The sequence below is a fragment of the Stutzerimonas kunmingensis genome, from assembly GCF_032106285.1.
Taxonomy (GTDB): Bacteria; Pseudomonadota; Gammaproteobacteria; order Pseudomonadales; family Pseudomonadaceae; genus Stutzerimonas; species Stutzerimonas kunmingensis_B.
Window position 1 is genome coordinate 1 of record NZ_DAMCPO010000014.1, and the last position, 25,583, is coordinate 25,583.

A 25,583-nucleotide genomic window follows, 5' to 3' on the forward strand; every position below is an offset into this window, starting at 1 on the left:
AGGTACATCCGACCGCCTTGCTGCCGCTAAACCTACTTTTTCAACAGAATCGGCCGTCAGCAGTCCGTCCCATGGTGTAGGCCTTGGATTGGCGGCAGGTCCAGGGCGATATCGCGGGCCGCCTGACGCACGGCGTCGCGCGCCGCTTCCAGCGTCGGGTTGTCGTTGTCATCGCGCCAGGCCAGGTGCAGCTCGGCGCAGATCCCCGCTGGCAGCGGCAGTTCGCGAAAGCACACATGCTGGAAGCGGATCGCGCTGGCTCCGCGCGGCACCAGCGCCAGGCCGAGGCCGGAATTCACCAGCGAGAGGATGGTCAGCGTCGAGCCCAGCGACTGGACGAATTCGGGCTGGATGCCGCTGGCGCGGAACAAACCGGTGTGCAGCTCGTTGAACGGCTGCCAGGCACCATGGGCATAGAGGATGAACGGCTCGCCGTGGAGCATTTCCAGGGTCGGCGCCGGATGCTGCGCCAGCGGGTGCCCGACCGGCGTGGCCAGCACGAAGGGCTCGCGCAGCAGGCATTCACTGACCAGTCCCGGCTGCTGCAACGGCTCGCGCACCACCGCCAGGTCGACCCGGCGCGCGCGCAGTGCCTGCAACTGCTCGAAAGTGGTGGTCTCCAGCAGGTTGATGGCCACACCTGGCCGTTCCCGGCGCACCTGGGTGATGGCGCGCGGCAGGAAGTCGTATACCGCGCTGGCAACGAAGCTGATGGTCAACGCGCCGCTCTCGCCCAGTGCAGCCAGCCGGGCACCCTGTGCGGCGCGGTGGGCCTGGTCGAGCAGGGCCTGGGCCTCGACGAAGAAGGCGCGACCGGCGGCGGTGAGCGCCACAGAACGTGTGCTGCGAGTGAACAGCGCGACGCCGAGCTGGTGTTCCAGCAACTGGATCTGCCGGCTCAGCGGCGGCTGCGTCATGTTCAGGCGCTCGGCCGCGCGACGGAAATTCAGTTCGCTGGCCAAGGTGGTAAAGCTGCGCAGTTGGGCGAGTTCGAACATTGATCCGTTCCTGGTATCAATCGAAAGCGTTAATGAATTGGACCGTATCAATCAGCCGACGGATTATCCAGCGCATCCCCTGACTGGCGAGACGGCGGCACGAATGAGCGACCTGTACGAAGCGGACCGCATTAGCTGGATCGGCCTGCGCGCAGTGGAGTTGCCGCTGCTGCGGCCGGTCAGCGACGCCAAGGTACTCACCGGGCGACAGCTGCCCCTGGCGTCGGTCAGCCTGCTGTTCGTCGAGCTGCAGTCGCAGCAGGGGCATCACGGCCTCGGTTTCAGCTACAGCCTGCGCACCGGCGGCCCCGCGCAATATGCCCACGCGCGGGAACTGGCGCCGTTGCTGCTGGGCGAAGATCCCAACGACATCGCCCGCCTGTGGAGCCGGCTGAGCTGGGCCAGCGCCTCGATCGGGCGCAGCGGCCTGGCGGTGCAGAGCATTGCCGCCTTCGATACGGCGTTTTGGGACCTCAAGGCGCGTCGCGCCGGGCTGCCACTGGCCAAGCTGCTCGGCGCCCATCGCGACGCGGTGCCTTGCTACAACACCTCCGGCGGCTACCTTCAGGCGCCCATCGAGGAGGTCATCGAAAAGGCCGAGGCGTCTAGGGCGCGAGGCATTGGCGGAATCAAGCTGAAGGTCGGCCAGCCTGACCACCGCGCCGACCTGCGCCGGGTCGCGGCGCTGCGCAGGCACTTCGGTGACGAGGTGGCGCTGATGGTCGACGTCAACCAGCAATGGGATCGCACCACCGCGGCACGCATGGGCAGGGCGCTGGAGGAGTTCGAGCTGACCTGGATCGAGGAGCCGCTGGACGCCAACGATCTGGAAGGTCACGCCGCCCTGGCCGCTCAGCTCATCACCCCGGTTGGCACTGGCGAGATGCTCGGCAGCGCGGCCGAAGCCTGTGCCTTCATCGAGCGCGGGGCGGTGGATGTGATCATGCATGACGCGCCGCGCATCGGCGGCTTCACGCCGTTCCTGCAGGTGGCCGAGGCGGCGCGGCGGCGCGGCATCGTCATGGCGCCGCACTTCGTCATGGAATTGCATATCCACCTCGCTGCGGCCTACGAACACGCCACGTGGGTCGAGCATTTCGAATGGCTCGAGCCGCTGTTCCAGGAGCGACTCGAGATCCGCGATGGCTGCATGCAGGTGCCGACCCGACCCGGCCCGGGCTGGGGCTGAGCCTCAGCGAGCAGGTGGTGGGTTGGACGCTGGCGTGCGAGACGTTCGGCACCAAGCCGTGACGGCAGCCCCTCTGCTGGCGCAGAGGGGCGCAGGTTCAGGTGCGCAGCACCTGGCCGAGAACACCGCTCCGTGGCCGCATCGCGCTGTACAGCTGCCAGAGCACGAAGGCCAGGGCCAGCCCGAGAAAGGTCGCGGCGATGGGGTTGGTGAAGAACGAGGCGAAGTTGCCGTCGGAGAGCATCAGGCCGCGGCGCAGGTTGGTCTCCGCCATTGGTCCGAGGATAAAGCCGATGATGAATGGCGCGACCGGCATGCCCGCCTTGACGAAGCCGTAGCCGAGCAGCCCGAACAGCAGGATCGACCAGACATCGAACAGCCGGCTGGAGAGGCCGACCACACAGAGCACCAGGATGATCGGCAGCAGGATGTGCTTGGGCACGTCGAGCAGCTTGATGAACAGGCGCAGGCCGTAGAACTCCATGAACAGCATCATCACCGAGGCCACCAACAGCGCGGCGAAGATGGTGTAGACCAGCGGCCCCTGGCTGATGAACAGCAGCGGGCCGGGCTGGATGCCGTGGATCAGGAAGCCGCCAAGCAGGATTGCCGTGGTGGTGTCGCCGGGAATGCCCAGGGTCATCAGCGGCATCATGGCGCCGCCGATGCCGGCGTTGTTCGCTGTCTCGCTGGCGACCACGCCGCCGATGTTGCCCTTGCCGTAGGTTTCCGGCTGCTTGGCGCGCTTCTTGGCGACGATGTAGGAGAGCAGGTTAGAGGTGCCGGCACCGATCCCCGGGAGGATGCCCACCGCCAGGCCGATCAGGCCGGAACGGGTCGCGTTGGGCAGCTCCTGGCGGAATTCCTTCAGCGAAAAGCCGAAGCCCTTGATCTGTTTCATGCTCACCGAGCCGGCCTTGCTGCGCACGGCATGTCGGCCGGTTTCGGCGAGCTTGATGACCTCGGCCACGGCGAACATGCCGATCATCACCGTCAGCATGGAAAAGCCGCCGTTCAGCTCGCTGACGCCGAAGGTGAAGCGGCGTACTGCCTCGACCGGCGCGATGCCGACGGTGGATACGGCGATGCCCAGCGTGCCGGCGAACAGCCCCTTGACCATCGAGCCGGCGGAAAGGGTGGCGATCAGCGTCAGCGAGAACACGGCGATGGCGAAGTATTCGTGCGGGCCGAAGCTCAGCGCGACCTTGGCCAGCTGCGGAGCGATGAACATCAGCGCGATGATGCTGAAGATGGTGCCGAGAAAGGAGAACACGATGCCGACGCCGAGCGCCTTCACGCCCAGGCCCTGCTCCATCAGCGGGCCGCCGTCGAACACCGTGGCGATGGACGACGGTGTGCCGGGAATCTTCAGCAGGATCGCCGAGATCAGTCCGCCGGACGTGGCGCCGATGAACAGCGCGACAAGTAGCGACAGGCCGGCTTGCGGGCCCATGCTAAAGGTCAGTGGCAAGCACAGCGCCACGGCCATGGTCGCCGACAGGCCGGGCACGGCGCCAAAGACGATGCCGACCGCGACGCCGCCGAGCATCAGCAGCATGATGTTGAGCGAGAAGACGGCACCGAAGCCTTGCTGCAGTAATTCGAGCATGGTCGATTCCTCAGAAATTCAGCAGGCCAGCGGGCAGCAACAGATCGAAGGCCTCGCGGAACAGCAGGTAGATGACGGCCGACGTGACCACCGCGATGGCCGCGTAGGGCAGGTGGCGGACCTTGTGGTCAACGGGCGTCAGGACGATGAACTGCAGGTAGAGGTACAGCGCGGTCATGATCGGAAAACCCACCGGGCCGAGCAGCACCACATAGATCAGGATCAGCCCGAGGGTCTTCAGCACGGTCAGCGGCTCGACGACGCTGGTGCTGGTTTGCTCCGGTGCGTCGGCGTCGCTCTCGGCCGTGGGCCGCGCGCGGTTGCCGAAGGCGCTGAGTGTCTGCAGCGCCCCGAGCAGGCATAGCAGGATGGCCAGCAGGGTGGGGACGGTGGCGGCATCAATGCCGTCGTGGCCGGGTACGCGGTAGGCCATCACCAGATAGGCGATGCTGGCGCCGAGCATGGCCACGCCGATGATCAGTTCTTTCTTGTTCGCAGTGGTCATGGCAAACCTCCGTGCGCGAGGAGAGACAGCCAGCCGGCGTGGCCGGCTGGCGACACGTCAGGGATCAGTTCTTGGCCTGACGCAGTTCGTCCTTGAACTGCATGAAGTCCTCGCGGGTCTTGGCCAGGATCGCCTTGGCCTCTTCGGTGCCGTAGTAGGCCACCGGCTGCTTGAACTTCTTCAGTTCCTCGGCGTACTCGGGAATCTCGGTGATCTGCTTCATCACGTCGGCCATCTTCTTCACGATCGCCGGGTCGGTGCCCTTCGGGAAAGCGACCACGTAGGGCTTGTCCATGGTGATATCCAGGCCCTGCTCCTTGAGTGTCGGCACGTCGCCGAGCAGCGGGTTGCGCTCGTCGTTGGGCTGGCCGAGCGCGACCATTTGGCCGCCGCTGACGTAGTCCTGCACCGAGCCGTAGGTGATCGCGCCGAGGTCCAGGCGGCCGCCGAGCATGCCCACCACGCGGTCGGAAACGGTGCCGCCGTCGACCATCTTCAGCTTGGTGTCGGTCAGCTTCTCCAGCATCAGCCCCTGCACGTGGGAGAAGCTGCCCATCTCGGTGCCGTAGGTGATGCTGCCCGGCTCGGCCTTCGACTTGGCGATCAGGTCCTGCATGCTGGTCACGCCGGACTGCTTGGAGGCGACGAACACGGTGCTCTTGTCGACGCCGGCGATGCATGACACGTCGAAGGTTTCGTAGCTGTCCTCGGTGAGGCCGGCGACCTCGTTGACGATCAGCTGGCCGGGGTGGGTGAAGAGGATGGTGTTGCCATCCGCCGCCGCGCCCTTGACCTGCTCGGCGGCCAGGGTGCCGCCGCCGCCGGCGATGTTGGTCACCACCATGCTCTTGCCGGTGATCTGGTTGAAGTACTTGGCCATGGTGCGGGCGTTGAAATCGGTGTCGCCGCCAGGGTTGGCGATCACCACCACCTGTACGGGGCGGGTCGGCCATTTCACCTCGGCGGCCATCGTGGTGGAGGCGGCAGCGAGACCGGCGATGCCGACGAGGGCGGAAAGCAGGGAGGCGCGGAATATTGTTTTCATTGGAGTTCTCCGGGTTTGGGCTGCGGGTTCAGGTATTGCGGCCGAGGCTGGGTTTCTTCGGGTCGTAGGTCCAGCCAGGCACCAGGTAACGCATCGCCATGGCGTCGTCGCGGGCGCCGCTGGCGACCTTCTTGTACAACTCGTGGGCGGCCATGATCCGATCCATGTCCGGCTCGATGCCCAGGCCCGGGCGGTCGGGCACGCGGACCTGGCCGCCGACGATCTGCAGTGGCTCGCGGGTCAGGCGCTCCTGGCCCTCCTGCCAGATCCAATGGGTGTCGATGGCGGTGATGCGCCCCGGCGCGGCAGCTGCGGCGTGGGTGAACATCGCCAGCGAAACATCGAAGTGGTTGTTCGAGTGCGAGCCCCAGGTCAGGCCGAACTGCTCGCACATCTGTGCCAGGCGCACCGAGCCCTGCATGGTCCAGAAGTGCGGGTCGGCGAGCGGGATGTCGACCGACTCCAGGCGCAGCGAGTGGCCCATCTGCCGCCAGTCGGTGGCGACCATGTTGGTGGCGGTGGGAATGCCGGTGGCGCGCTTGAACTCGGCCATGATCTCGCGGCCGGAATAGCCGTTCTCCGGGCCGCAGGGGTCCTCGGCGTAGGCCAGCAGGTGACCCTGGCCCTTGCACAGGGCGATGGCCTCGTCCAGCGACCAGGCGCCGTTGGGGTCGAGGGTGACGCGGGCATCGGGGAAGCGTGCTTTGATCGCGGCGATCGCCTGCATCTCCTCCGCGCCATGCATCACGCCGCCCTTGAGCTTGAAGTCGGCGAAGCCGTAGCGCGCATGCGCGGCCTCGGCCAGGCGGGCGATGGCGTCAGGGGTCAGCGCCTTCTGATGGCGCAGGTGGTACCAGTCCTCACCGGTGCTGGCCAGGTAGGGCAGGTCGGTGCGCTGGCGATCACCTATATAGAAGAGGTAGGCGAGCATCGGCACCGCATCGCGCTGCTGGCCGCTACCGAGCAGCTCGGCCACCGGCACGTCGAGGTGCTGGCCGAGCAGGTCGAGCAGCGCGGCCTCGACCGCGGTGATCACGTTGTCCAGGCGCAGGTTGATCTCGTGGGGCTGGCGCAGCACGGCGGCCTCGGCTTCGGAGGTCACCTCGTGCCGGGTTGCTTGCGGCGTCCCGGCGGCGTTGCCGGCGATGGCGCTGCGCAGGCTGTTGAGCGTGCGGTTGTAAAGGCCGATCGGCTGGCCGATGACTAGCGGCCGGCAGCGCTCCAGCGCTTGGCGGATGCCTTCGCCACCCGGCACTTCGCCGATGCCGGTGTTGCCGGCATTGTCGGTGAGCAGCACCAGGTTGCGGGTGAAGTAGGGGGCGTGGGCGCCGCAGAGGTTGAGCAGCATGCTGTCGTGGCCGGCCACCGGGATGACCTGCATGCTCTGGACGCGGGGTGTTGCACTGGACGGCTGACTCATTGTGCGCGGCCTCCGCTGCAGGCGAGGCGAGCGACCGGGGTGGGCGCTGTGCGCGCATCTGCTGAGGCAGCGCGGCGGATGGCGTTATCGGCAGCCAGCGGCTGCGCAGGGGACGGGCAATTGCGGAACATGTCCGGGGTCTCGCTATTGTTATTGTGGTCATAGGTCGTCGTACGACTATGGAGGATTTTTTACAGTTCGCTACGTCACCTGTCAAACGAAATCATCAGTGCATTTAGCTGGGTCATCCGCAGCTGCTTATGCCTTTTAAGCTGCCGCCCTCATGGTGATTGACCTGGCCGTGCGAGTGAAAAGCAGAAAGCTTTCATTCAGCTTTCAGTGCTGAAGAAAATGCGCAGAAAAAACGGTTGGAGTATTATTAGTTGTACGATAACGTATCTCAAGGCTGATGCCCTTGTACCTCCTCAACATGCATTCAGGATGCTCGAATAATGAACCCACAAGAATTGAAGGCCATCCTCTCGTCCGGCCTGCTGTCGTTCCCGGTCACCGACTTCGACGCGCAGGGCGACTTCAATCGCGCCGGCTACGTCAAGCGTCTGGAATGGCTCGGCCCCTACGGTGCCTCGGCGCTGTTCGCCGCCGGTGGCACCGGTGAGTTCTTCTCGCTGGAGCCACGCGAGTACAGCGAGATCATCAAGACAGCCGTCGACACCTGCGCCGGCACGGTGCCGATTCTCGCCGGCGTCGGTGGTCCGACCCGCCTGGCTATCCAGATGGCGCAGGAAGCCGAGCGCCTGGGTGCCAAGGGCCTGCTGCTGCTGCCGCACTACCTGACCGAGGCCAGCCAGGAAGGCGTGGCGCTGCATGTCGAGCAGGTCTGCAAGTCGGTGAACATCGGCGTGGTGGTCTACAACCGCAACGTCTGCCGTCTGACCGCGACGCATCTGGAGCAGTTGGCTGAGCGCTGCCCGAACCTGATCGGCTACAAGGATGGCCTGGGCGATATCGAGCTGATGGTGTCGATCCGCCGCTGCCTCGGCGAGCGCTTCAGCTACCTCGGCGGCCTGCCGACCGCTGAAGTCTATGCCGCGGCCTACAAGGCGCTGGGCGTGCCTGTGTATTCCTCGGCGGTGTTCAACTTCATCCCGAAGACCGCCATGGACTTCTACAAGGCTATCGCCCGCGAGGATCACGAAACTGTCGGCAAGCTGATCGACGATTTCTTCCTGCCGTACCTGGACATTCGCAATCGCTGCAAGGGCTATGCGGTCAGCATCGTCAAGGCCGGCGCACGCATTTCCGGCTACGACGCCGGCCCGGTGCGCGCGCCGCTGACCGAGCTGAAGCCCGACGAATACGAGCGCCTGGCAGTGCTGATCGAGAAGCAGGGCGCCCAGTAAGCCTTTCCGGAATCGCCCCGGCGCCGCCCTGCCGAATGGCCGCGCCGGGCATCATCAGAGGACACTTTGCATGGCTGACGTACAACGCTACGACAACTACATCGACGGCCAGTGGGTCGGCTCGGATCGCTACCAGGCCAACACCAACCCGTCCGACCTCTCTGACGTGATCGGCGAATACGCCCAGGCCGATGCCGCGCAGGTCGAGCAGGCCATCGCCGCCGCCCGTCGCGCCTTTCCGGCCTGGGCCACCTTCGGCATCCAGGCGCGCGCCGATGCGCTGGAAAAGGTCGGCGTGGAAATCCTCGCCCGCCGCGAAGAGCTCGGCACGCTGCTGGCCCGCGAAGAGGGCAAGACTCTTCCCGAAGCCATCGGCGAAGTCGCCCGCGCCGGCAACATCTTCAAGTACTTCGCCGGCGAATGCCTGCGCCAAGCTGGCGAGACGCTGCAGTCGGTGCGTCCCGGCGTCGGCGTGGAAGTCACCCGCGAACCGCTCGGCGTGATCGGCCTGATCACCCCCTGGAACTTCCCCATCGCCATCCCCGCCTGGAAGATCGCCCCGGCGCTGGCCTTCGGCAACTGCGTGGTGATCAAGCCCGCCGACCTGGTGCCGGGCTGCGCCTAGGCCATCGCCGAGATCATCTCCCGTGCGGGCTTCCCGGCCGGTGTGTTCAACCTGGTGATGGGCCGCGGCCGTGAAGTCGGCGAGGCCATCGTCAACGCCAAGGATGTCGACGCGGTGAGCTTCACCGGTTCGGTCGGCGTCGGTCGTGGCATCGCCCAGACCTGCGTGGCGCGCGGCGCCAAGGTGCAGCTGGAGATGGGCGGCAAGAACCCGCAGATCGTGCTGGACGACGCCGACCTCAAGGTCGCGGTCGAGCTGTGCACCCAGAGCGCCTTCTACTCCACCGGCCAGCGCTGCACCGCGTCGAGCCGCATCATCGTCACCGAAGGCATCTACGACCGTTTCGTCGAAGCGATGATCGAGCGCATCAAGAAGATCAAAGTCGGTTCGGCGCTGGAGCAGGGCGTCGACGTCGGTCCGGTGGTGTCCGAGGCGCAGCTGGAGCAGGACCTGCGTTATATCGAGATCGGCAAGCAGGAAGGCGCGCGCCTGGCTTGCGGCGGCGAGCGGGTGAAGTGCGGCACCGAGGGCTACTTCCTGGCGCCGACGCTGTTCGTCGACAGCAACCCGAGCATGCGCATCAGTCTCGAGGAAATCTTCGGCCCGGTGGCCAACGTGGTGAAGGTCAAGGACTACGACGAAGCGCTGGCGATGGCCAACGACACCGAGTTCGGCCTGTCCGCCGGCATCTGCACCACCTCGCTGAAGTACGCCAACCACTTCAAGCGTCACGCCCAGGCCGGCATGGTGATGATCAACCTGCCCACCGCCGGGGTGGATTACCACGTGCCGTTCGGCGGCCGCAAAGGTTCGTCCTACGGCCCGCGCGAGCAGGGTCGCTACGCCCAGGAGTTCTACACCACGGTGAAGACCACCTACATCGGCTGAGCTGAAAGCCGGTCGAAAGGCCGCGCTGCGAAACTGTGTAACGGCGCCCCGCGGGGGCGCCGCATTCCCGACAAGAACAACAGAGGGACACCCATGACCACTGCCGCAACGGGCACGCCCCGCATCACCGAACTCACCGTCGTGCCCGTCGCCGGGCAGGACAGCATGCTGATGAACCTCAGCGGCGCCCATGGCCCCTGGTTCACCCGCAACATTCTTATTCTCAAGGACAGCGCTGGCCACGTCGGCGTCGGCGAGGTGCCGGGCGGCGAAGCCATTCGCCAGACCCTGGAAGACGCCCGTGCCCTGCTGGTCGGCGAACCGATCGGCCAATACAACGCCCTGCTCAACCGTGCGCGCCGTGCCTTCGCCGACCGCGATTCCGGCGGCCGCGGCCTGCAGACCTTCGACCTGCGCATCGCCATCCATGCGGTCACGGCTCTGGAGTCGGCGCTGCTCGACCTGCTTGGCCAGCACCTCGACGTGCCGGTCGCCGCACTGCTCGGTGACGGCCAGCAGCGCGATGAAGTGGAAATGCTCGGCTACCTGTTCTTCATCGGTGATCGCAACAGGACCGACCTCGGCTATCGCGACGAAGCCAACTCCGACGACGCCTGGTTTCGTGTGCGCAACGAGGAGGCCATGACGCCGGAGCGCATCGTCCGCCAGGCCGAGGCGGCCTACGAGCGCTACGGCTTCAAGGACTTCAAGCTCAAGGGCGGCGTACTGCGCGGCGAAGAGGAAGTCGAGGCGATTCGCGCCCTGGCCCAGCGCTTCCCCGACGCCCGCGTGACGCTGGACCCCAACGGCGCCTGGTCGCTGGACGAAGCCATCGGCCTGTGTCGCGACCTGCACGGCGTGCTGGCGTACGCCGAAGACCCCTGTGGTGCCGAGAACGGCTATTCCGGTCGCGAAGTGATGGCCGAATTCCGCCGCGCCACCGGCCTGCCCACCGCGACCAACATGATCGCTACCGACTGGCGGCAGATGAGCCACACCGTGCAGCTGAACTCGGTGGACATTCCGCTGGCCGACCCGCACTTCTGGACCATGGCCGGCTCCGTGCGCGTGGCGCAGATGTGCAGCGAGTTCGGCCTGACCTGGGGCTCGCATTCGAACAACCACTTCGACATCTCCCTGGCGATGTTCACCCACGTCGCCGCCGCCGCGCCGGGCCGCGTCACCGCCATCGACACCCACTGGATCTGGCAGGACGGCCAGCACCTGACCCGCGAGCCGCTGAAGATCGTCGGCGGCAAGGTCGCGGTGCCGCAGAAGCCGGGCCTGGGCGTCGAGCTGGACTGGGATGCCTTGCGCAAGGCGCATGCGCTGTACAAGGAAAAAGGCCTCGGCGCCCGTGACGACGCCATCGCCATGCAGTACCTGATCCCCGATTGGACCTTCAACAACAAGAAGCCCTGCATGGTGCGCTGAGCGCGCTTGCCAGGCGGCTCCGGTGGACGGCTTCGGCCGTCCACCCTACGAGGCGAGCCACGTGTATGGCACCCCCGGCGATCACCGAACAGAACAACAACCGGACCCTAACCGGAGCAGACATGAGCGAAACCGTGCAACTGATTCCCCACCAGGATTCCCCGCGCTGCATCCGCCTGAATGAGGCGGACAACGTCGCCGTGGTGGTCAATGACGGCGGCGTGCCGGTCGGTGCGCAGTTCGAGGGCGGGCTGGTCACGGTCGAGGCCGTGCCGCAGAGCCACAAGGTCGCGCTGGTCGATATCGGCATAGGCGAGCCGGTGCGCCGTTATGGGCAGATCATCGGTTACGCGCTCGAACCCCTGCGCCGTGGCAGCTGGGTCAGGGAAACCCAGTTGAAGATGCCCAGCGCGCCGCCGCTGGACAGCCTGCCGCGTGCCACCGCCGTGCCGGCCGGGCTCGCGCCGCTCGAGGGCTATACCTTCGAGGGTTACCGCAACGCCGACGGCACCGTCGGCACGCGCAACATTCTCGGTATCAGCACCACGGTGCAGTGCGTCACTGGCGTGCTGGAACACGCGGTCAAGCGCATCCGCGACGAGCTGCTGCCGAAGTACCCGAACGTCGACGATGTGGTCGCCCTGACCCACAGCTACGGCTGCGGTGTCGCGATCAATGCGCGCGACGCCTACATCCCCATCCGCACCGTGCGCAACCTGGCGCGCAACCCCAATCTGGGCGGTGAGGCGCTGGTTATCAGCCTCGGCTGCGAGAAGCTGCAGGCCGAGCAGGTGATGCACGCGGACGATCCCTCGGTGGACCTGCGCGACCCCTGGCTGTACCGCCTGCAGGAGTCCAACAGCGGTTTCGGCGAGATGATCGAGCAGATCATGGCGCTGGCCGAAACGCGGCTGAAAAAACTCGACCAGCGCTGCCGCGAAACGGTGCCGGCCAGCGAGCTGATCCTCGGCATGCAGTGCGGCGGCAGCGACGCCTTCTCCGGCATCACCGCCAACCCGGCGCTGGGCTATGCGGCGGACCTGCTGGTGCGCGCCGGTGCCACGGTGATGTTCAGCAAGAACACCGAGGTGCGCGATGCGGTGTATATGCTCACCGCCCGCGCCGAAACGCCGGAAGTGGCCGATGCGCTGATCGCCGAGATGGACTGGTACGACCGCTACCTGGAGCGCGGCGCCGCCGACCGCAGCGCCAACACCACGCCCGGCAACAAGAAGGGCGGGCTGTCGAACATCGTCGAGAAATCCCTCGGCTCCATCGTCAAATCCGGCAGCGGCGCCATCAACGGCGTGGTCGGGCCGGGTGAGCGGGTCGCTCGAAAGGGCCTGATCTTCTGCGCCACCCCCGCATCCGATTTCGTCTGCGGCACGCTACAGCTGGCTGCCGGGATGAACCTGCACGTGTTCACCACCGGTCGCGGCACGCCCTACGGCCTGGCGATGGCGCCGGTGGTCAAGGTGGCGACGCGCACCGAGCTGGCCGAGCGCTGGCCGGACCTGATCGACATCGACGCCGGGCGCATCGCCAGCGGTCGCGCGAGCATCGAGGAACTCGGCTGGGAACTGTTCCACTATTACCTGGACGTCGCCAGCGGCCGCAAGCAGACCTGGGCCGAGCGCCATCGCTTGCACAATGACATCGTGCTGTTCAACCCGGCGCCCATCACCTGAGCCGGAGCGTTCCCGCTGCGCCGATCTCGCAGCGAGTGCTACTGCCCTGCAATCGTAGGAGATTGGCAACTGCTATCTTCTAAATGGGAACATTTATCAATATCATGCGCGTTCTCATCAAACAACAAGGTAGCAGTCATGAGTCGCGTTGTCGCTTCGCCCCCGTTTTCGTTGCGCCCGCTGGTGTTGGGCCTGCCGGTGCTGGTCGCATGCTTTGCTGTCGACGCTGAGGAAGCGGTCGAGCTGGAGGCACAACAGATCACCGCGCCACGCGAAGCCGAGGAGGGCGACGGCCCGGTAGAAGGTTACGTGGCCAAGCGCAGCGTCAGCGGGACCAAGACCGACACGCCGATCATCGAAATCCCACAGTCGATCAGCGTGATCACCGCCGACCGCATCCGCGACCAGGGCTCGCTGACCATCCAGGACTCGCTGCGCTACGTCGCCGGCATGCGTGGCGAGGCCTATGGTCTGGACAGTCGCGGCGACTTCGCGCTGATCCGCGGCGTCGCGCCGACGCTTTTCCTTGATGGCCTGCAGCAGAGCGTCGGCCACTATACGAACTCACGCACCGATCCTTTCACCCTGGAGCGCGTCGAGGTGATCAAGGGGCCGTCATCCATGCTCTACGGGCAGAGTTCGGTCGGCGGCCTGCTCAATTTCGTCAGCAAGCGCCCGCAGGCGGAACAGAAGAATGAGCTGCAGCTGCAGTACGGCAGCTTCGACCGCAAGCAGATCGCCTTCGACAGCACCGGCCCGCTGGATGAAGACGGCACGTTGCTCTATCGCGTGGTGGCGATCCAGCGTGACAGCCAGACCCAGGTCGATCACACCAAGGACAACCGTCTGGTGTTCATGCCGTCATTGACCTGGCGCCCGAACGAGCAGTTCGAATGGACGCTGATGGCCAACGTGCAGAAAGACGACAGCGGCACCACCAGTTCCTTCCTGCCGCACCGCGGCACGGTGCTCGGCGCGCCCTACGGCGAGATTGGCAGCGAGCGCTTCGTCAGCGAACCCGGCTTCGACGAATATGACACCGAGCAGAAAGCACTGACCTCGCAGATGAACTGGCGTGTCGACGACACCTGGACGCTGCGGCAGAACCTGCGTTGGCAGAAGAGCAAGGTCAGCTACCAGACCATGTATGGCTGGCCGCCGGTGCTCGGTGCCGACGACCGCACGGTCAATCGTGTCTATTACGTCTCCGAGCCTGAGGTAACCATCTGGAGCGCCGACCACCAAGCCGAGTCGCGCTTCGACACCGGCTCGCTGCAGCACACTGCGCTGGTCGGTGTCGACTACCGGCACGCCGTCACCGATAGCAAGACCGCTCGCGGAGCCGCCACCCCGCTGGATCTCTACGATCCGGTCTACGGCACCTTCGATCCGTCCGGCATCACGCTTTCCGATGTCCCACAGCAGCGCGTGGCCCAGCAGGGCCTCTATGTCCAGGACCAGATCCGTCTCGACAAGTGGCTGGCAACCCTGGGCCTGCGCAAGGACTGGGCCGACACGCGTGTCGAGCAGGGCACCCGGCAGAAGGATGACGCGGTCACCGGTCGCGTTGGTCTGACCTATCTGTTCGACAATGGCGTGGCGCCCTACATCAGCTACAGCGAGTCCTTCACGCCAATTATCGGGCTGGATAACTTCACTCAGCAGTCGTACAAGCCGCTCGAGGGCGAGCAGTGGGAGCTCGGTGTGAAGTACCAGCCGGTGGGCAGCAACACGCTGCTCACTGCCGCGGTGTTCGATCTGCGCGAGAAAAACCGCCAGATGCCGAACCCGGCGAATCCGCTCAGCACCATCCAGGCCGGCGAAGCGCGGGTCAAGGGACTGGAGCTGGAAGGGCTGGTGGAGATGAACTCCAACTGGGATCTGATCAGCACCTACACCTACCTCGACAGCGAAGTGGTCAAGGGCCCATCTGCCCAGCAGGGCAAGCGCATCGCCAGTGTGCCCGAGCACATGGCCTCGCTGTGGTCGCAGCACCGCTTCAGCATCGCCGGCATTCCCGGCTTCAGCGCCGGTGCCGGTGTGCGCTACGTCGGCGCCAGCTGGGATGGCACCGACAGCCTGAAGACGCCGTCGACGACCCTGTTCGACGCCATGCTCGGCTACGCCTACCAGGACTGGGCGTTCACCCTCAACGCCACCAACCTGGAAGACGAGACCTACTACACCACCTGCCTGTCGCGTGGCGACTGCTTCACCGGCAACCGCCGCACCGTGGTGGCAACCGCGAGCTACAGCTTTTGAACGTCGCTGGGCCACGCGCCACTTGCCGGCCTGCAAGGGAGGATTCGAGGTGAGTCGCAACGCATCCATCAATCGCTGGAACATCGCGTCGCGTGTGCTTGCGGCGCTGGTCGGCGGCTATGCGGTCGCCTACGCGGTGACCGCCTTTCTGGCGGTCCACCTGCCGCTGGCGCGGCCTGATCGTGTGGTGTTTTCCAGCCTGGCGAGCTTCGCCGTGTGGACCGCCGTGGTGATCTACGTGTTCGCCGCCCGCAGTGCCACGCGGGTATGGCTGTTGATCGTCGGTGTGACCGCGGTGCTGTGTCTGGCCGCGTTCTTTTCCGGCGACTGGAGGGTTCGTCCATGAAACTGCGCCAAAGCATGGCCGGTTTGCACACCTGGGGCGGCCTGCTGCCGAGCTGGCTGCTGTTAGTGATCATCTTTGCCGGCACCGTCGCCTGCTTCGACAAGGAACTCACCCGCTGGATGCGCCCGGCGCTGCATGACGGCGTGGTATCCAGCCTCGGTGCGGACGATGTGCGTGGCTGGTTGCAGCAGAACGTCAGCGACGAGTTGCATGCCTTCTGGATGCACGGCCCGACCGAGCGCGAGCCTTACTGGCGACTCGGTTGGGAAGTAGACGCCACCAAGACGATCCACAACATCGCCTTCGACCCGCGTAGCGCGCAGGCCGAGCCAATGCCGGAAACGCTGGGTGGCGAGTTCTTCTTCAAGTTGCACTACAACCTGCACGCGGGTGACATCGGCATGTACATCGTCGGCCTAGCCGGCATGTTCATGCTCGTCGCGCTGGTGTCGGGGGTGATCATCCACCGGCGCATCTTCAAGGATTTCTTCACCCTGCGGCCCAAGGCCAACGGCCAGCGTGCCTGGCTCGATGCGCACAACCTGTTCGGCGTGGTCGGTTTTCCGTTCCATCTGGTGCTGGCCTACACCGGCGTGGCGATCTTCGTCGCGTCCTACATGCCGGCCGCCGCGCAGGTGAGCTATTCCGGCAACGTCATGCAGTACTTCGGCGAGGTGATGGGCAGCTTCGAGCGCGAAGAGGTGGGCCAGCCGCCGCCGGCTCCGGTGTCCCTCGATGCGCTGATCGCCGAATCGCGCCAGCAGTGGGGCGGTGGCGAGGCGGGCTGGGTCAGCGTGCATCATCCCGATGATGCCTCGGCGGTGGTCGACGTCCGTCGTCGGGACCGTTCGCGGATCGGCTCGCCGCAGGACACCCTCAGCTATGACGCCGGCACCGGCGAGCTGCTCAATCGCCAGGACGCATCCACCGGCTACCGCGCCTACCTCTGGCTGGCGGGGCTGCACATGGCGCAGTTCGGCGGCACGCTGGTGCGCCTGCTCTATTTGCTGATGGGCCTTGCCGGTTGCGCCATGCTGGTCGGCGGGCTGCAGGTCTGGCTGGCCAAGCGCGAACAGCGCGGCGACCGCAGCGTGACCTGGGTGCGCGCGCTGAACGCCTCGGTGTTCGCCGGCCTGCCGCTGGCCAGCCTGGCGCTGCTGTGGGGCAATCGTCTGATTCCGGCAACATTCGCCGAACGCGCCGTGGCCGAAGGCTGGGTGTTCGTCGGTGCCTGGTTGCTAGCGGTGCTCTGGGCCGTTCTGCGCCGCCATCAGAGCCGCCGCCTGCTGCGCGAGCAGCTGCTGCTCGGTGCCGTGCTTGCGCTCGGCTTGCCGATCATCAACGCGCTGACCACCGATGGCCACCTGATCGCCAGCCTCGGACGTGGCGACTGGGCCCTGGCATCGGTCGATCTGTTCATGATCGTCGCGGGGCTGGTCTGTGCGGCCTGCGCCTGGCGCCTGAACGCAACGCCGGCTGCCGCTGCGGTGCGCGGTCGCTCAACCCGTGTGCAGGAGGCCTGATCATGCTGCTATTGGCATTCGCGCTGGCCTACCTGGGCATGACGCTGCTCTGCCTGACCATGAACCGCCACCGTGGTGCGCTGCTGCGCGCCGATACGCGCCTGCCGGGCCCGGCCATCATCCGTTCGCTGGCCGTTGGCTGCTTTGGCTTCGCGCTGTGGCTCGGCGTCAACAGCCAGGGCGGCGAGATTGGCACGGTCATCTGGCTGTGCCTGGTCATGCTCTCCGGCTTGCTGCTGGTGCTGCTGCTGGCCTGGCGTTCGCGCTGGGTACTGCCAGCGGTACCGCTGCTGGCGGCATGCGGGGTGGTGCAGACCGTGCTGTAAACAACCCATGGGCCGTGGCCCGCCAACGCAGAGGAAAATCGATGAGCTGCATTCTCCAGATGGGCCCCTTGTCCGAGCGAGTCCAGCAACGCCTGAACGGGCATGAGGTGCTGGCCTACTGGCAGGGCGACGCCGAAGCGCTGCTCGCCGAGCATGCCGGGCGCATCGAGATCATGCTTACCTCTGCGCGCTTCGGCTGCCCGCCCTCGCTGATCGAACGGCTGCCCCGGTTGAAGGCGATCTGCAGTTTTGGCGTCGGCCATGACGCCATCGCCGTAGAAGCCGCCAGGGCGCGCGGCATTCCGGTGAGCAATACGCCGGATGTGCTCAACGAATGCGTGGCCGATCTGGCCTTCGGCCTGATCATCGACAGCGCGCGACAGCTCGCCCTGGGCGACCGCTTCGTCCGCGAGGGGCGCTGGGCCGAGGCTAACCTCCCACTCGGCCGTCGCGTCAGCGGCAAGCGGCTGGGCATCGTCGGGCTGGGCCGCATCGGCGAGGCGGTGGCCAAGCGCTCGGCGGGCTTCGACATGGCCGTGCGTTATCACAATCGTCGGCCAGTGGCCGGTAGCCCGTACGAGTACGAAGCGAACCTGCTGGAACTCGCGCGCTGGGCGGACTTTCTTGTGCTCAGCTGTCCCGGCGGGCCGCAGACGCAGAACCTCATCGACCGCGCAGTGCTCGACGCGCTGGGTGCCAAGGGCATCCTGATCAACGTCGCGCGCGGTTCGGTGGTGGACGAGCCGGCACTGGTCGCGGCATTGCAGGAGGGTCGGCTCGGCGGTGCCGGACTGGACGTCTTCGCCGACGAACCGAGGGTCCCGGCGGCCCTCTGCGAGCTGCCCAATGTCGTGCTGCTGCCGCACATCGGCAGTGCCACCCATGAAACCCGCGGCGCCATGGAGGATCTGCTGCTGGACAACCTCGACAGCTTTCTTCGCGAGGGACGGCTGCTGACGCCGGCCTGACCGCGGCAGTCGACCGCTGGGTGGCGGCGTTTTGTCTACGCGAGAAATCGCAGCCTCATTCGCAAGCAACGTCGCTCCATCTCTGAGCGGCCACCATCAGGAGCGCGCATGGCTTCCCTCGATGAAGTGCACCTCGCCCACGCTGGTTTCCGGCTTTCGGTCTGCCCGGCGTTGGGCGGCGCAATTACCCGCTTCGCCCTGGATGATTTCGACCTGCTACGTCCCTGGGATGGCAGCGAGCAGGTGCGTCGTACCAGTTGTTTCGTGCTGGCGCCGTACTCCAACCGGGTTGGCGGCGGCATGTTCCAGGCGGACGGCGAGTCGCACCGCTTGCGGCTGAATTCCGCGGAACATGCCTTGCCGATTCACGGCGTGGGCTGGAAGCGGTCGTGGACACTGGCTGCGCAGGAGGCCGACCGACTGCTGCTGACACTGCTGCATCTGGCCGAAGGCGATGCCCGGCAGGACTGGCCGTTCTCCTTCGAGCTGGAGCATGAGCTCGGGCTCGACGAGCAGGGCGCCTGGCTGCGGCTGGCGCTGATCAACCGCAGCGAGCGGGTGATGCCGGCCGGGCTCGGCTGGCACCCGTACTTCCCGCGCCATGCAGGCGTGACGCTGCGTTTCGCTGCCGAGCAGGTCTGGCTGAGTGACGATCAGCAGTTGCCGAGCGAGGCGGTGGACATACCGTCACGCTGGGACTTCCGTCAGATGCGGGAGCTGGGCGAGCCCGAGCTGGATCACTGCTTCGCCGGTTGGGATGCCACGGCAACCTTGCAGTGGCCGACGGCAGGCGTCCGGCTCGAGCTCGAGGCGGACCCGTCGATGACGCATCTGGTGGTCTATACGCCGCCGGCCGCGCAGGGCTTCTTCGCCGTGGAGCCGGTGTCCCATCGCAACAACGCGCTGAATGCGCCGAACCCGACCAGGCATGGCGTTTTGTATCTGCAGCCGGGCGAGCGGCTGGAGCGCCGCTGCCGCCTGCGCGTCACGCGTTGCTGAAGGCGGACGAAAAAAGGCCCGTCATTCGACGGGCCAAAGATTTATCGCAACCGGAGCGAGGAGGGTTGCGTACTGCGCTACCGCTTACAGCAGAGACAACGGGTAGTTGAAGATCAGGCGGTTCTCGTCGAACTCGGTCGCGCTGTAGTCGCGACGGATGCTGGAGTTGCGCCACTTGATGTTGAGGCTCTTGAACAGCCCGCTCTGCACCGTGTAGGCCAGCTCGGACTCGCGACCCCATTCCTTGCCATCGTCCACGCCACCGGCTTCGATCTGATCGCCGCTGATGTAGCGGTTCATGATGGTCAGGCCCGGAACGCCCATGCCGGCGAAGTTGTAGTCGTGGCGCAGCTGCCAGGAACGCTCGTTGGCGTTGTCGTACGCGGAGTTGAACGAGTCGTTGGCGAGGGTGCCGCCGCTGGTGCCGTTGACGCGCATCCAACCGTTGTCGCCGCTGACCTTCTGCAGACCGACGTAGAAGGTGTTGCCACCGACCTGCAGGCCGAACAGGCCGGAGTAGGTCTTGTTGTCCAGATCGCCGGCCAGCGCGCTGCCTTCTTCCTTGCCGGTGAAGTAGCCGAGGTTGGCGGTCAGCGCCACGCCTTCGCCGAGCGGCTGGGTGTGCAGCAGCTGGAAGTAGTTCTGCTGGTAGATATCTTCCAGACGCGCATGCCAGGCGCCGACCTTGGTCTTCGCGCCCAACTCGTATTCGCCACCGACGAAGTTGAAGCGGTCGGAACTCGCGCCGCCGTAGAACATGTCGTCCATGCTGCCGTCGTCGCGCGGGCTGTTCTGCCGCATCTGCCCACCGTAGAGCGACAGACCCTTGATTTCCTTGGAGGTGATCATGCCGCCCTGGAAGGTCTGCGGCAGCGAGCGACCGTCGTCCGAACGCAGGATCGGCAGTACCACCATCCATTCACCGACGCGCACCTCGGTTTCGGAGAACTTGGCCTTCGCCGCGACTGCTAGGCGCGCGAAGTCATCCGGCGGATGCCGATCGCCGGGTGCGCCATGCACCGGCAGCAGGCCAGTGCCATAGGTACCGCCACCGCCATCGAGCTTGACCGCCAGCAGGCCCAGCGCGTCGACGCCGAAGCCCACCGGGCCGGGCGTGTAGCCGGATTGGAAATTGAGGATGAAGCTCTGCGTCCACTCTTCGCCCTTGCTCTGTGGGTAGTCGGAGTCGACGAAATTGCGGTTGATGTAGAAGTTGCGCAGGTTCAACGAAAAGTTCGCATCTTCGACAAAGCCTTCGGCTTGGGCGCCGGCAGTGAAGCCGAGCGATGCGAGGGTCATGCAGCCGCCCGCGAACAGTGCGACGGACGAGGGTGTGCGTGGGGTCATTATTGTTGTGCTCCCTTGCTTGATGGGCCGCCCCGGTGTGGCCACCGTGGGGGCGGTGGTCTATGCCTGATCGGCAAGTCTAATGACGTCAGTTGTCATATGACTGCAGGGATTATGACGATGAGCACGTCGTTGTCAATGTCGCTGAAAGTCGAAGGGGTCCCGCATGCACACACCGCTATTTCAGGATATAAGCAGAATTAGAGGCGATAGGAGGAGATTTTTAGCGCGTCGAGGAAGCACAGGCGCCGCTCGTACAGCGCCTAGGGAATCCTTATGGTTTTTGGTGGTGATCGTATGACTCAGGGGCGCTGGTAGGGAGAACCTGTTACCGGCGACAAGTCGAATGTGCCCTTCTCGACGAAGCGCTGGGTGCCGAACAGGCCACCGGCAAGCTTGCCACGCAACACATAGGGCACTTCGTCGAGACCGATGTGCTCCGCCAGCCCCAGTGCCTGGCGCGCGGCCGAGAAGGCGGAAATGGTTACCGGCACGCTGAGTACGCTCTCGCCAAAACGCGGCACCGTGCCGCGCTGGTCGCTGACGCCACTGGCCAGCCGGCGACCGTTGACCTCAAGGTCCAGCGCGACGCCGTTGTAGTCGATGGCGCCATCGTTGGGGTTCTGCAGGCGCAGCTTGACCATGAAGCGCACCTCCAGCCCTTCGCCTTGCAGCGGCTGGATGCCGGCGACCTGAACATTGAGCGGGTCGCGCGGTGAAAATGCCGCGCAGGCGCCCAGCGCCGAGGCAAGCAAGGTGATCAGCAGCAGGCGCAGTGGTCGGTGATACGTGGGGAAGATGTGCACTCAGGGTTTCCTGTCGAGGTTCTTGATGCCCTGCAGCAGCTCGATGGGCAGCGGAAAGACGATGGTAGAGCTCTTGTCACCGGCGATGTTGCTCAGTGTCTGCATGTAGCGCAGCTGCATGGCGCCCGATTGCCGGCCGAGCATCTCGGCGGCCTGCATCAGTTTCTCCGACGCCTGCAGTTCGCCCTCTGCATGAATGACCTTGGCCCGCCGCTCGCGTTCCGCCTCGGCCTGCCGGGCGATGGCGCGGATCATTGATTCATCGAGGTCGACGTGCTTGATCTCGACGTTGGCCACCTTGATCCCCCAGGCGTCGGTCTGCGCATCCAGTACCTGCTGGATATCGCTGTTGAGCCGCTCGCGCTCGGCCAGCATGTCGTCCAGTTCGTGCTTGCCGAGCACCGCACGCAGCGTGGTTTGCGCCAGCTGGCTGGTCGCCGAGTGGTAGTCCTCGACCTCGATGATCGCCTTTTGCGCATCCAGCACGCGGTAATACACCACCGCGTTGACCTTCACCGAGACGTTATCGCGGGAGATCACGTCCTGGGTCGGCACGTCGAGTACCAGCGTGCGCAGATCGACCCGTACCATCTGCTGGATGCCGGGAATCACCAGGATCAACCCTGGTCCCTTGACCTTCCAGAAGCGGCCGAGCATGAACACCACGCCGCGTTCGTATTCGCGCAGGATGCGAAAGGTCGAAGCCAGCAGGCCGAACAGCAGCACCAGCAACACCAGAAAACTCATTTCATAGCCCATGGTTCAGCTCCTCTCGATGGGTGGATGGCTGTGCGGTGACCTCCAGTTGCAGCCCGTGCCGGGCGATCACCCGTACTTGCTGGCCGACCTGCAGCGGTAAGGCGCTGCGCACCTGCCAGTTCTCGCCGTGCAGATGCACCCAGCCGCTGTGCGGGTTCTGTGGCGGCACTGCGTCGACCAGTACCACGCTGCCGATCAGTACGCTGTCGCCGCTGACCAGGCGCTGCCGCCGCGCCTTCAGCGCCATGGCGACGATGCCGAACACCAACAGCGCGCTGGCCATGCCCAACGGCACGATCAGGCTCAGCGGAATGCCGAAACCCGGCACTTCGGTATCGATCAGGATCACCGCGCCAGCGACGAACGCGGCCACGCCGCCGATGCCGAGCACGCCGAAGCTCGGCAGAAACGCTTCGGCGACCATGAACGCGATGCCGAGCAGGATCAGCGCCACGCCGGCGTAGTTCACTGGTAACAGCTGCAGCGAATACAGCGCCAGGATCAGGCAGATACCGCCGAGCACGCCGCCGGCGCCGATGCCGGGGTTGGAGAATTCGAGGATCAGCCCGTAGATGCCGATCATCATCAGGATCAGCGCCACGCTGGGGTTGGTGATCACCGCCAGCAGGCGCACCCGCCAGTCGGGTGCGTGCTCGATGAGCGGGGCGTCTGCGGTGCTTAGCGTGGCGTCACCCTCGACGGTGGTGAGGGTTTTGCCGTCGAGCTGGCGCAGCAGGTCGGCAACATCGCGCGCCAGGTAGTCGATCACCTTCTGTTCCAGCGCTTCGCTCGCCGACAGGCTGACCGCCTCGCGCACGGCCTGCTCGGCCCACTCGGCATTGCGTCCGCGCAACTGGGCCAGGCCGCGGATATAGGCGGCGGCGTCGTTGACCTGTTTGCGGCTCATGGCGTCGCCGGGGGGCTTGGATGGCTCGTCCTGCTTGCCTTGCGGCTGCTCGGGCGGTGCGCCGGGCATGCCACCGATCTGCACCGGCGTCGCCGCGCCAAGGTTGGTGCCCGGCGCCATCGCCGCGACATGGCTGGCGTAGAGCATGTAGGTGCCGGCGCTGGCGGCCCGGGCGCCACTGGGGGTGACGTAGGTGGCGACTGGGATCGGGCTGGCGAGGATCGCCTTGATGATCGCGCGCATCGACGTGTCCAGCCCGCCGGGGGTGTCCAATTCCAGCACTACCAGCTGTGCCTCCTCGTGACGGGCATGTTCGAGGCCGCGCAGCAGGTAGTCGGCGCTGGCCGGGCCGATTGCGCCGTCGACCCGCAGCAGCGTGACCGGCGCCGCAGCCAGTGCGGGGCCAGCCAGCAACAGCAGCAAGGCCAGCGACCAGCGCAGCAGGCGCATGGAGCGGAGCATGGCGCTCTCCTCGGGCAGTGCAGGATACTGCCGGTCATTTCAGCGTAGACGACGGCTGCTCGCGCGCCGATTGCTGCGCGAGTGTGTCGCGGTGCGGCGCAATCGCTGAACTCTGCTCGGTGTTAACACCTCACAGGTGCAGAGGGATGGTTGTCCGTCGCCTGCAGAAAGAGGAGATATGCCAATGATTCCTTGCCCCGACAAGCGCTCCGCGCCCGTATCGAGAAGCCGGCAGGATGGGCTGCGCTGATGCCCGCACCGCGCAGCAAGACCGTGGAGAAGATGATGGGCGCCGTGCGCTGGATCGGCTTCGCCGCCTGTTCGCTGGCGGCCGTCGGCTATGCCGCCATCGGCAACTACAACATGACCGGTGCGATGCTGGCGCTGGCCGTGCTGTCCTGGCTCAACATCCGTCGCAAGCGTTCGCCGCGGCCGCCTGAGCGCTAGCGTCGGCCTCGGCCCAATGCCCAACCCGCACCTAGTGCCAGCAGGGCGCCGGCGCCCAGGGCCAGCTTGCCAACATTTGCCGCGCTGATGGTCAGCGCATGTGACTGCGCCTGATTGCCGAAGCGGCCGTCGGTAGAGTGCAGGCCTTCGACTGGCTCGAACAGGTTGTCCGGGCGGTTTTCCGCCACGCGCTCGGGCACCAGCTGTCCGTCCCAGGCCTGCCGCGCGAGCATGCGATCGAGCAGGCCTGGCATGAACAGCGTGCCGATGATCGCCTTCAGGCTGGCCGTGCCGACCCACAGCTCCCGGGGTGCGTCACGCGCTGCACGGAGGATGGCCCGCGCCGCGACTTCCGGTGTGTGGATCGGCGGCACCGGCTGCGCGCGCCAGCCGATCTTGTTGCGTGCCCAATCGAACTGCGGGGTGTTGTGCGCAGGCAGCTGAACCATGCTCAGGCGAATGGCGCTGTTGTCGTGGATCAGCTCGCAACGCAGCGAATCGATAAAGCCGCGAATGGCGAACTTGGCTCCGCAATAGGCCGACTGCAAGGGGATGGCGCGGTAGGCCAGTGCCGAGCCGACCTGGACGATGGTGCCGCTGTTGCGTGGGCGCATGTGGCGCAGCGCAGCCAGCGTGCCGTGCACGCTGCCGAGGTAGGTCACCTCGGTGACGCGGCGGATTTCCTCGGCGGTCAGGGACGCGAAGGGGCCGAACACTGTCGCCATCGCCGCGTTCACCCAGACATCGATCGGCCCCAGTTCCGCCTCGATGCGGCTGGCCGCGGCATCCAGCGCCTTGGCATCGGCGACATCGGCGGAAATCGCCAGCACCGTCGCGCCCAGTGCTTCGAGTTGATCGCGGGTGTCGCGCAGGCCCTGTTCCCCCCGGGCGATCAGCGCCACCCGGTAGCCGGCCGTGGCAAAGGCCTCGGCGGTCGCGCGGCCGACGCCAGCGGTTGCGCCGCAGATCACCGCGATTGGTTCTGGCATGAGAAGTCCTCTGATCGTTGCAGTTGGCGGTCGCGCTCGGCGGCCCGCGGTCTGCTTAGACGACCCGTGCGGGCATGGGGGAGTTCGGATGAGCTCGAGCGAAATGCGCGGCTATCGACCAATGGCCAATGGCGTCTACGCCTTTCGTCTGAGATTGTTAGCAGGCTAAGCGATACGCTTGGCGCCGCCCCTTGGCTCAAAAGGCGAAGCGGCATGACGCAACGATGCCCACGTGAAAGACGGGCTGCGTCTTCCCCCTCCGTGCATCTAACCGATGCCCTCGGCGGCTTATCCGGTCGCCCTCGGACTTCAGCCCGCTGCCCCTCGGCAGCGGCGCTTCGCCAGAGCCTGGAAGGAACCCCTCTGCGCTGTTCCGGTCGATTCAGGTAAGCCGCATATGGCCACACATACCTGACGGAGACCATGATGGACCTCATCCGCATCATCATCGCGATACTGCTGCCACCGCTTGGCGTGTTCCTCCAGGTAGGTTTCGCCGGCGCGTTCTGGCTCAACATCCTGCTCACCCTGCTCGGCTACATCCCCGGCATCATCCACGCGGTCTGGATCATCGCTCGCCGTTGATGGTCAGCGGCCCGGCTCGACCGGGCTGCTTTTGAACTCCTTCCCCTGGCCGTGTAGAGTCGCGCTTCCTGCACTACGGAACCAATCACGCG

21 protein-coding genes and 2 pseudogenes are annotated in these 25,583 nt (G+C 65.8%); 13 read left to right on the forward strand and 10 right to left on the reverse strand.

The window, feature by feature from the left end:
• Positions 1-56: 56 nt before the first annotated feature.
• Complete coding sequence (locus RT582_RS12600; protein WP_313477648.1) at positions 57-998, reverse strand: LysR family transcriptional regulator; 942 nt, start codon at positions 996-998, stop codon at positions 57-59.
• Positions 999-1,101: 103 nt separating this feature from the next.
• Here RT582_RS12600 and RT582_RS12605 point away from each other — a divergent pair.
• Positions 1,102-2,249: pseudogene (locus RT582_RS12605) on the forward strand (L-talarate/galactarate dehydratase).
• A 35-nt stretch (positions 2,250-2,284) separates the two neighbouring features.
• Here RT582_RS12605 and RT582_RS12610 read toward each other — a convergent pair.
• The 4 genes from RT582_RS12610 to RT582_RS12625 all read right to left on the reverse strand — a co-directional run bounded on the left by RT582_RS12610 (position 2,285) and on the right by RT582_RS12625 (position 6,766).
• The gene (locus tag RT582_RS12610) at positions 2,285-3,796 is read right to left on the reverse strand and encodes a tripartite tricarboxylate transporter permease (protein ID WP_313477650.1); all 1,512 of its coding nucleotides are present in this window, start codon (positions 3,794-3,796) and stop codon (positions 2,285-2,287) included.
• A 10-nt stretch (positions 3,797-3,806) separates the two neighbouring features.
• Entirely contained in the window at positions 3,807-4,301 is a 495-nt protein-coding gene (locus RT582_RS12615) for a tripartite tricarboxylate transporter TctB family protein (protein WP_313307399.1), read from the reverse strand.
• Positions 4,302-4,365: 64 nt separating this feature from the next.
• Positions 4,366-5,346 (reverse strand): tripartite tricarboxylate transporter substrate binding protein, encoded by a 981-nt coding sequence (locus RT582_RS12620; protein ID WP_313307400.1) that lies wholly within the window; start codon positions 5,344-5,346, stop codon positions 4,366-4,368.
• A gap of 28 nt (positions 5,347-5,374) precedes the next feature.
• Positions 5,375-6,766, reverse strand: coding sequence for an enolase C-terminal domain-like protein (locus tag RT582_RS12625; RefSeq protein WP_313307401.1), 1,392 nt, complete (start codon positions 6,764-6,766; stop codon positions 5,375-5,377).
• Between the two features lie 452 nt (positions 6,767-7,218).
• Here RT582_RS12625 and kdgD point away from each other — a divergent pair, with 452 nt between their 5' ends.
• The 10 genes and pseudogenes from kdgD (at position 7,219) to RT582_RS12675 (ending at position 19,189) form a co-directional block, all read left to right on the forward strand.
• Positions 7,219-8,130 (forward strand): 5-dehydro-4-deoxyglucarate dehydratase, encoded by a 912-nt coding sequence (gene kdgD / locus RT582_RS12630; RefSeq protein WP_313307403.1) that lies wholly within the window; start codon positions 7,219-7,221, stop codon positions 8,128-8,130.
• 70 nt (positions 8,131-8,200) lie between these two features.
• Positions 8,201-9,643, forward strand: a pseudogene (locus RT582_RS12635) (aldehyde dehydrogenase family protein).
• Positions 9,644-9,736: 93 nt separating this feature from the next.
• Positions 9,737-11,077 carry a glucarate dehydratase gene (gene gudD, locus RT582_RS12640; protein ID WP_313307407.1) on the forward strand — a complete coding sequence of 447 codons (1,341 nt, stop codon included), beginning with the start codon at positions 9,737-9,739 and terminating at the stop codon, positions 11,075-11,077.
• Between the two features lie 134 nt (positions 11,078-11,211).
• Entirely contained in the window at positions 11,212-12,765 is a 1,554-nt protein-coding gene (gene garD, locus RT582_RS12645) for a galactarate dehydratase (RefSeq protein ID WP_234175227.1), read from the forward strand.
• Between the two features lie 138 nt (positions 12,766-12,903).
• Positions 12,904-15,027, forward strand: a complete 2,124-nt coding sequence (locus tag RT582_RS12650; protein WP_313477653.1) for a TonB-dependent siderophore receptor — start codon at positions 12,904-12,906, stop codon at positions 15,025-15,027.
• 49 nt (positions 15,028-15,076) lie between these two features.
• A complete protein-coding gene (locus tag RT582_RS12655) occupies positions 15,077-15,373 on the forward strand; it encodes a DUF3649 domain-containing protein (RefSeq protein ID WP_313477655.1) in 297 nt (98 codons plus the stop codon).
• Positions 15,370-16,896, forward strand: coding sequence for a PepSY-associated TM helix domain-containing protein (locus RT582_RS12660; protein WP_313477657.1), 1,527 nt, complete (start codon positions 15,370-15,372; stop codon positions 16,894-16,896). The genes RT582_RS12655 and RT582_RS12660 overlap by 4 nt, the downstream gene beginning before the upstream one ends.
• A gap of 2 nt (positions 16,897-16,898) precedes the next feature.
• Complete coding sequence (locus tag RT582_RS12665) at positions 16,899-17,222, forward strand: DUF3325 family protein (RefSeq protein ID WP_014818835.1); 324 nt, start codon at positions 16,899-16,901, stop codon at positions 17,220-17,222.
• A gap of 41 nt (positions 17,223-17,263) precedes the next feature.
• On the forward strand, positions 17,264-18,190 hold the full coding sequence (locus RT582_RS12670) for a 2-hydroxyacid dehydrogenase (protein WP_313477659.1): 927 nt from the start codon (positions 17,264-17,266) through the stop codon (positions 18,188-18,190).
• Between the two features lie 108 nt (positions 18,191-18,298).
• Positions 18,299-19,189, forward strand: a complete 891-nt coding sequence (locus RT582_RS12675; protein WP_278389703.1) for an aldose 1-epimerase — start codon at positions 18,299-18,301, stop codon at positions 19,187-19,189.
• Positions 19,190-19,273: 84 nt separating this feature from the next.
• On the opposite strand, the gene RT582_RS12680 is transcribed toward RT582_RS12675, so the two are convergent.
• From RT582_RS12680 to RT582_RS12695, 4 genes are all read right to left on the reverse strand, one after another.
• Positions 19,274-20,536 carry an OprD family porin gene (locus RT582_RS12680; RefSeq protein WP_090520928.1) on the reverse strand — a complete coding sequence of 421 codons (1,263 nt, stop codon included), beginning with the start codon at positions 20,534-20,536 and terminating at the stop codon, positions 19,274-19,276.
• A gap of 302 nt (positions 20,537-20,838) precedes the next feature.
• Complete coding sequence (locus RT582_RS12685) at positions 20,839-21,342, reverse strand: LEA type 2 family protein (protein WP_279222754.1); 504 nt, start codon at positions 21,340-21,342, stop codon at positions 20,839-20,841.
• Entirely contained in the window at positions 21,343-22,101 is a 759-nt protein-coding gene (locus RT582_RS12690; protein ID WP_041015830.1) for a slipin family protein, read from the reverse strand.
• Positions 22,091-23,470 carry an NfeD family protein gene (locus RT582_RS12695; protein WP_046617586.1) on the reverse strand — a complete coding sequence of 460 codons (1,380 nt, stop codon included), beginning with the start codon at positions 23,468-23,470 and terminating at the stop codon, positions 22,091-22,093. The genes RT582_RS12690 and RT582_RS12695 overlap by 11 nt, the downstream gene beginning before the upstream one ends.
• Before the next feature lie 249 nt (positions 23,471-23,719).
• Here RT582_RS12695 and RT582_RS12700 point away from each other — a divergent pair, with 249 nt between their 5' ends.
• A complete protein-coding gene (locus RT582_RS12700) occupies positions 23,720-23,917 on the forward strand; it encodes a hypothetical protein (protein WP_014818842.1) in 198 nt (65 codons plus the stop codon).
• On the opposite strand, the gene RT582_RS12705 is transcribed toward RT582_RS12700, so the two are convergent.
• Complete coding sequence (locus RT582_RS12705; RefSeq protein WP_313477661.1) at positions 23,914-24,906, reverse strand: SDR family oxidoreductase; 993 nt, start codon at positions 24,904-24,906, stop codon at positions 23,914-23,916. The two genes, RT582_RS12700 and RT582_RS12705, sit on opposite strands and share 4 nt — an antisense overlap.
• A 426-nt stretch (positions 24,907-25,332) precedes the next feature.
• On the opposite strand from RT582_RS12705, the gene RT582_RS12710 reads away from it, so the two are divergent.
• Positions 25,333-25,491 carry a YqaE/Pmp3 family membrane protein gene (locus RT582_RS12710; RefSeq protein WP_003282625.1) on the forward strand — a complete coding sequence of 53 codons (159 nt, stop codon included), beginning with the start codon at positions 25,333-25,335 and terminating at the stop codon, positions 25,489-25,491.
• Positions 25,492-25,583: the final 92 nt, after the last annotated feature.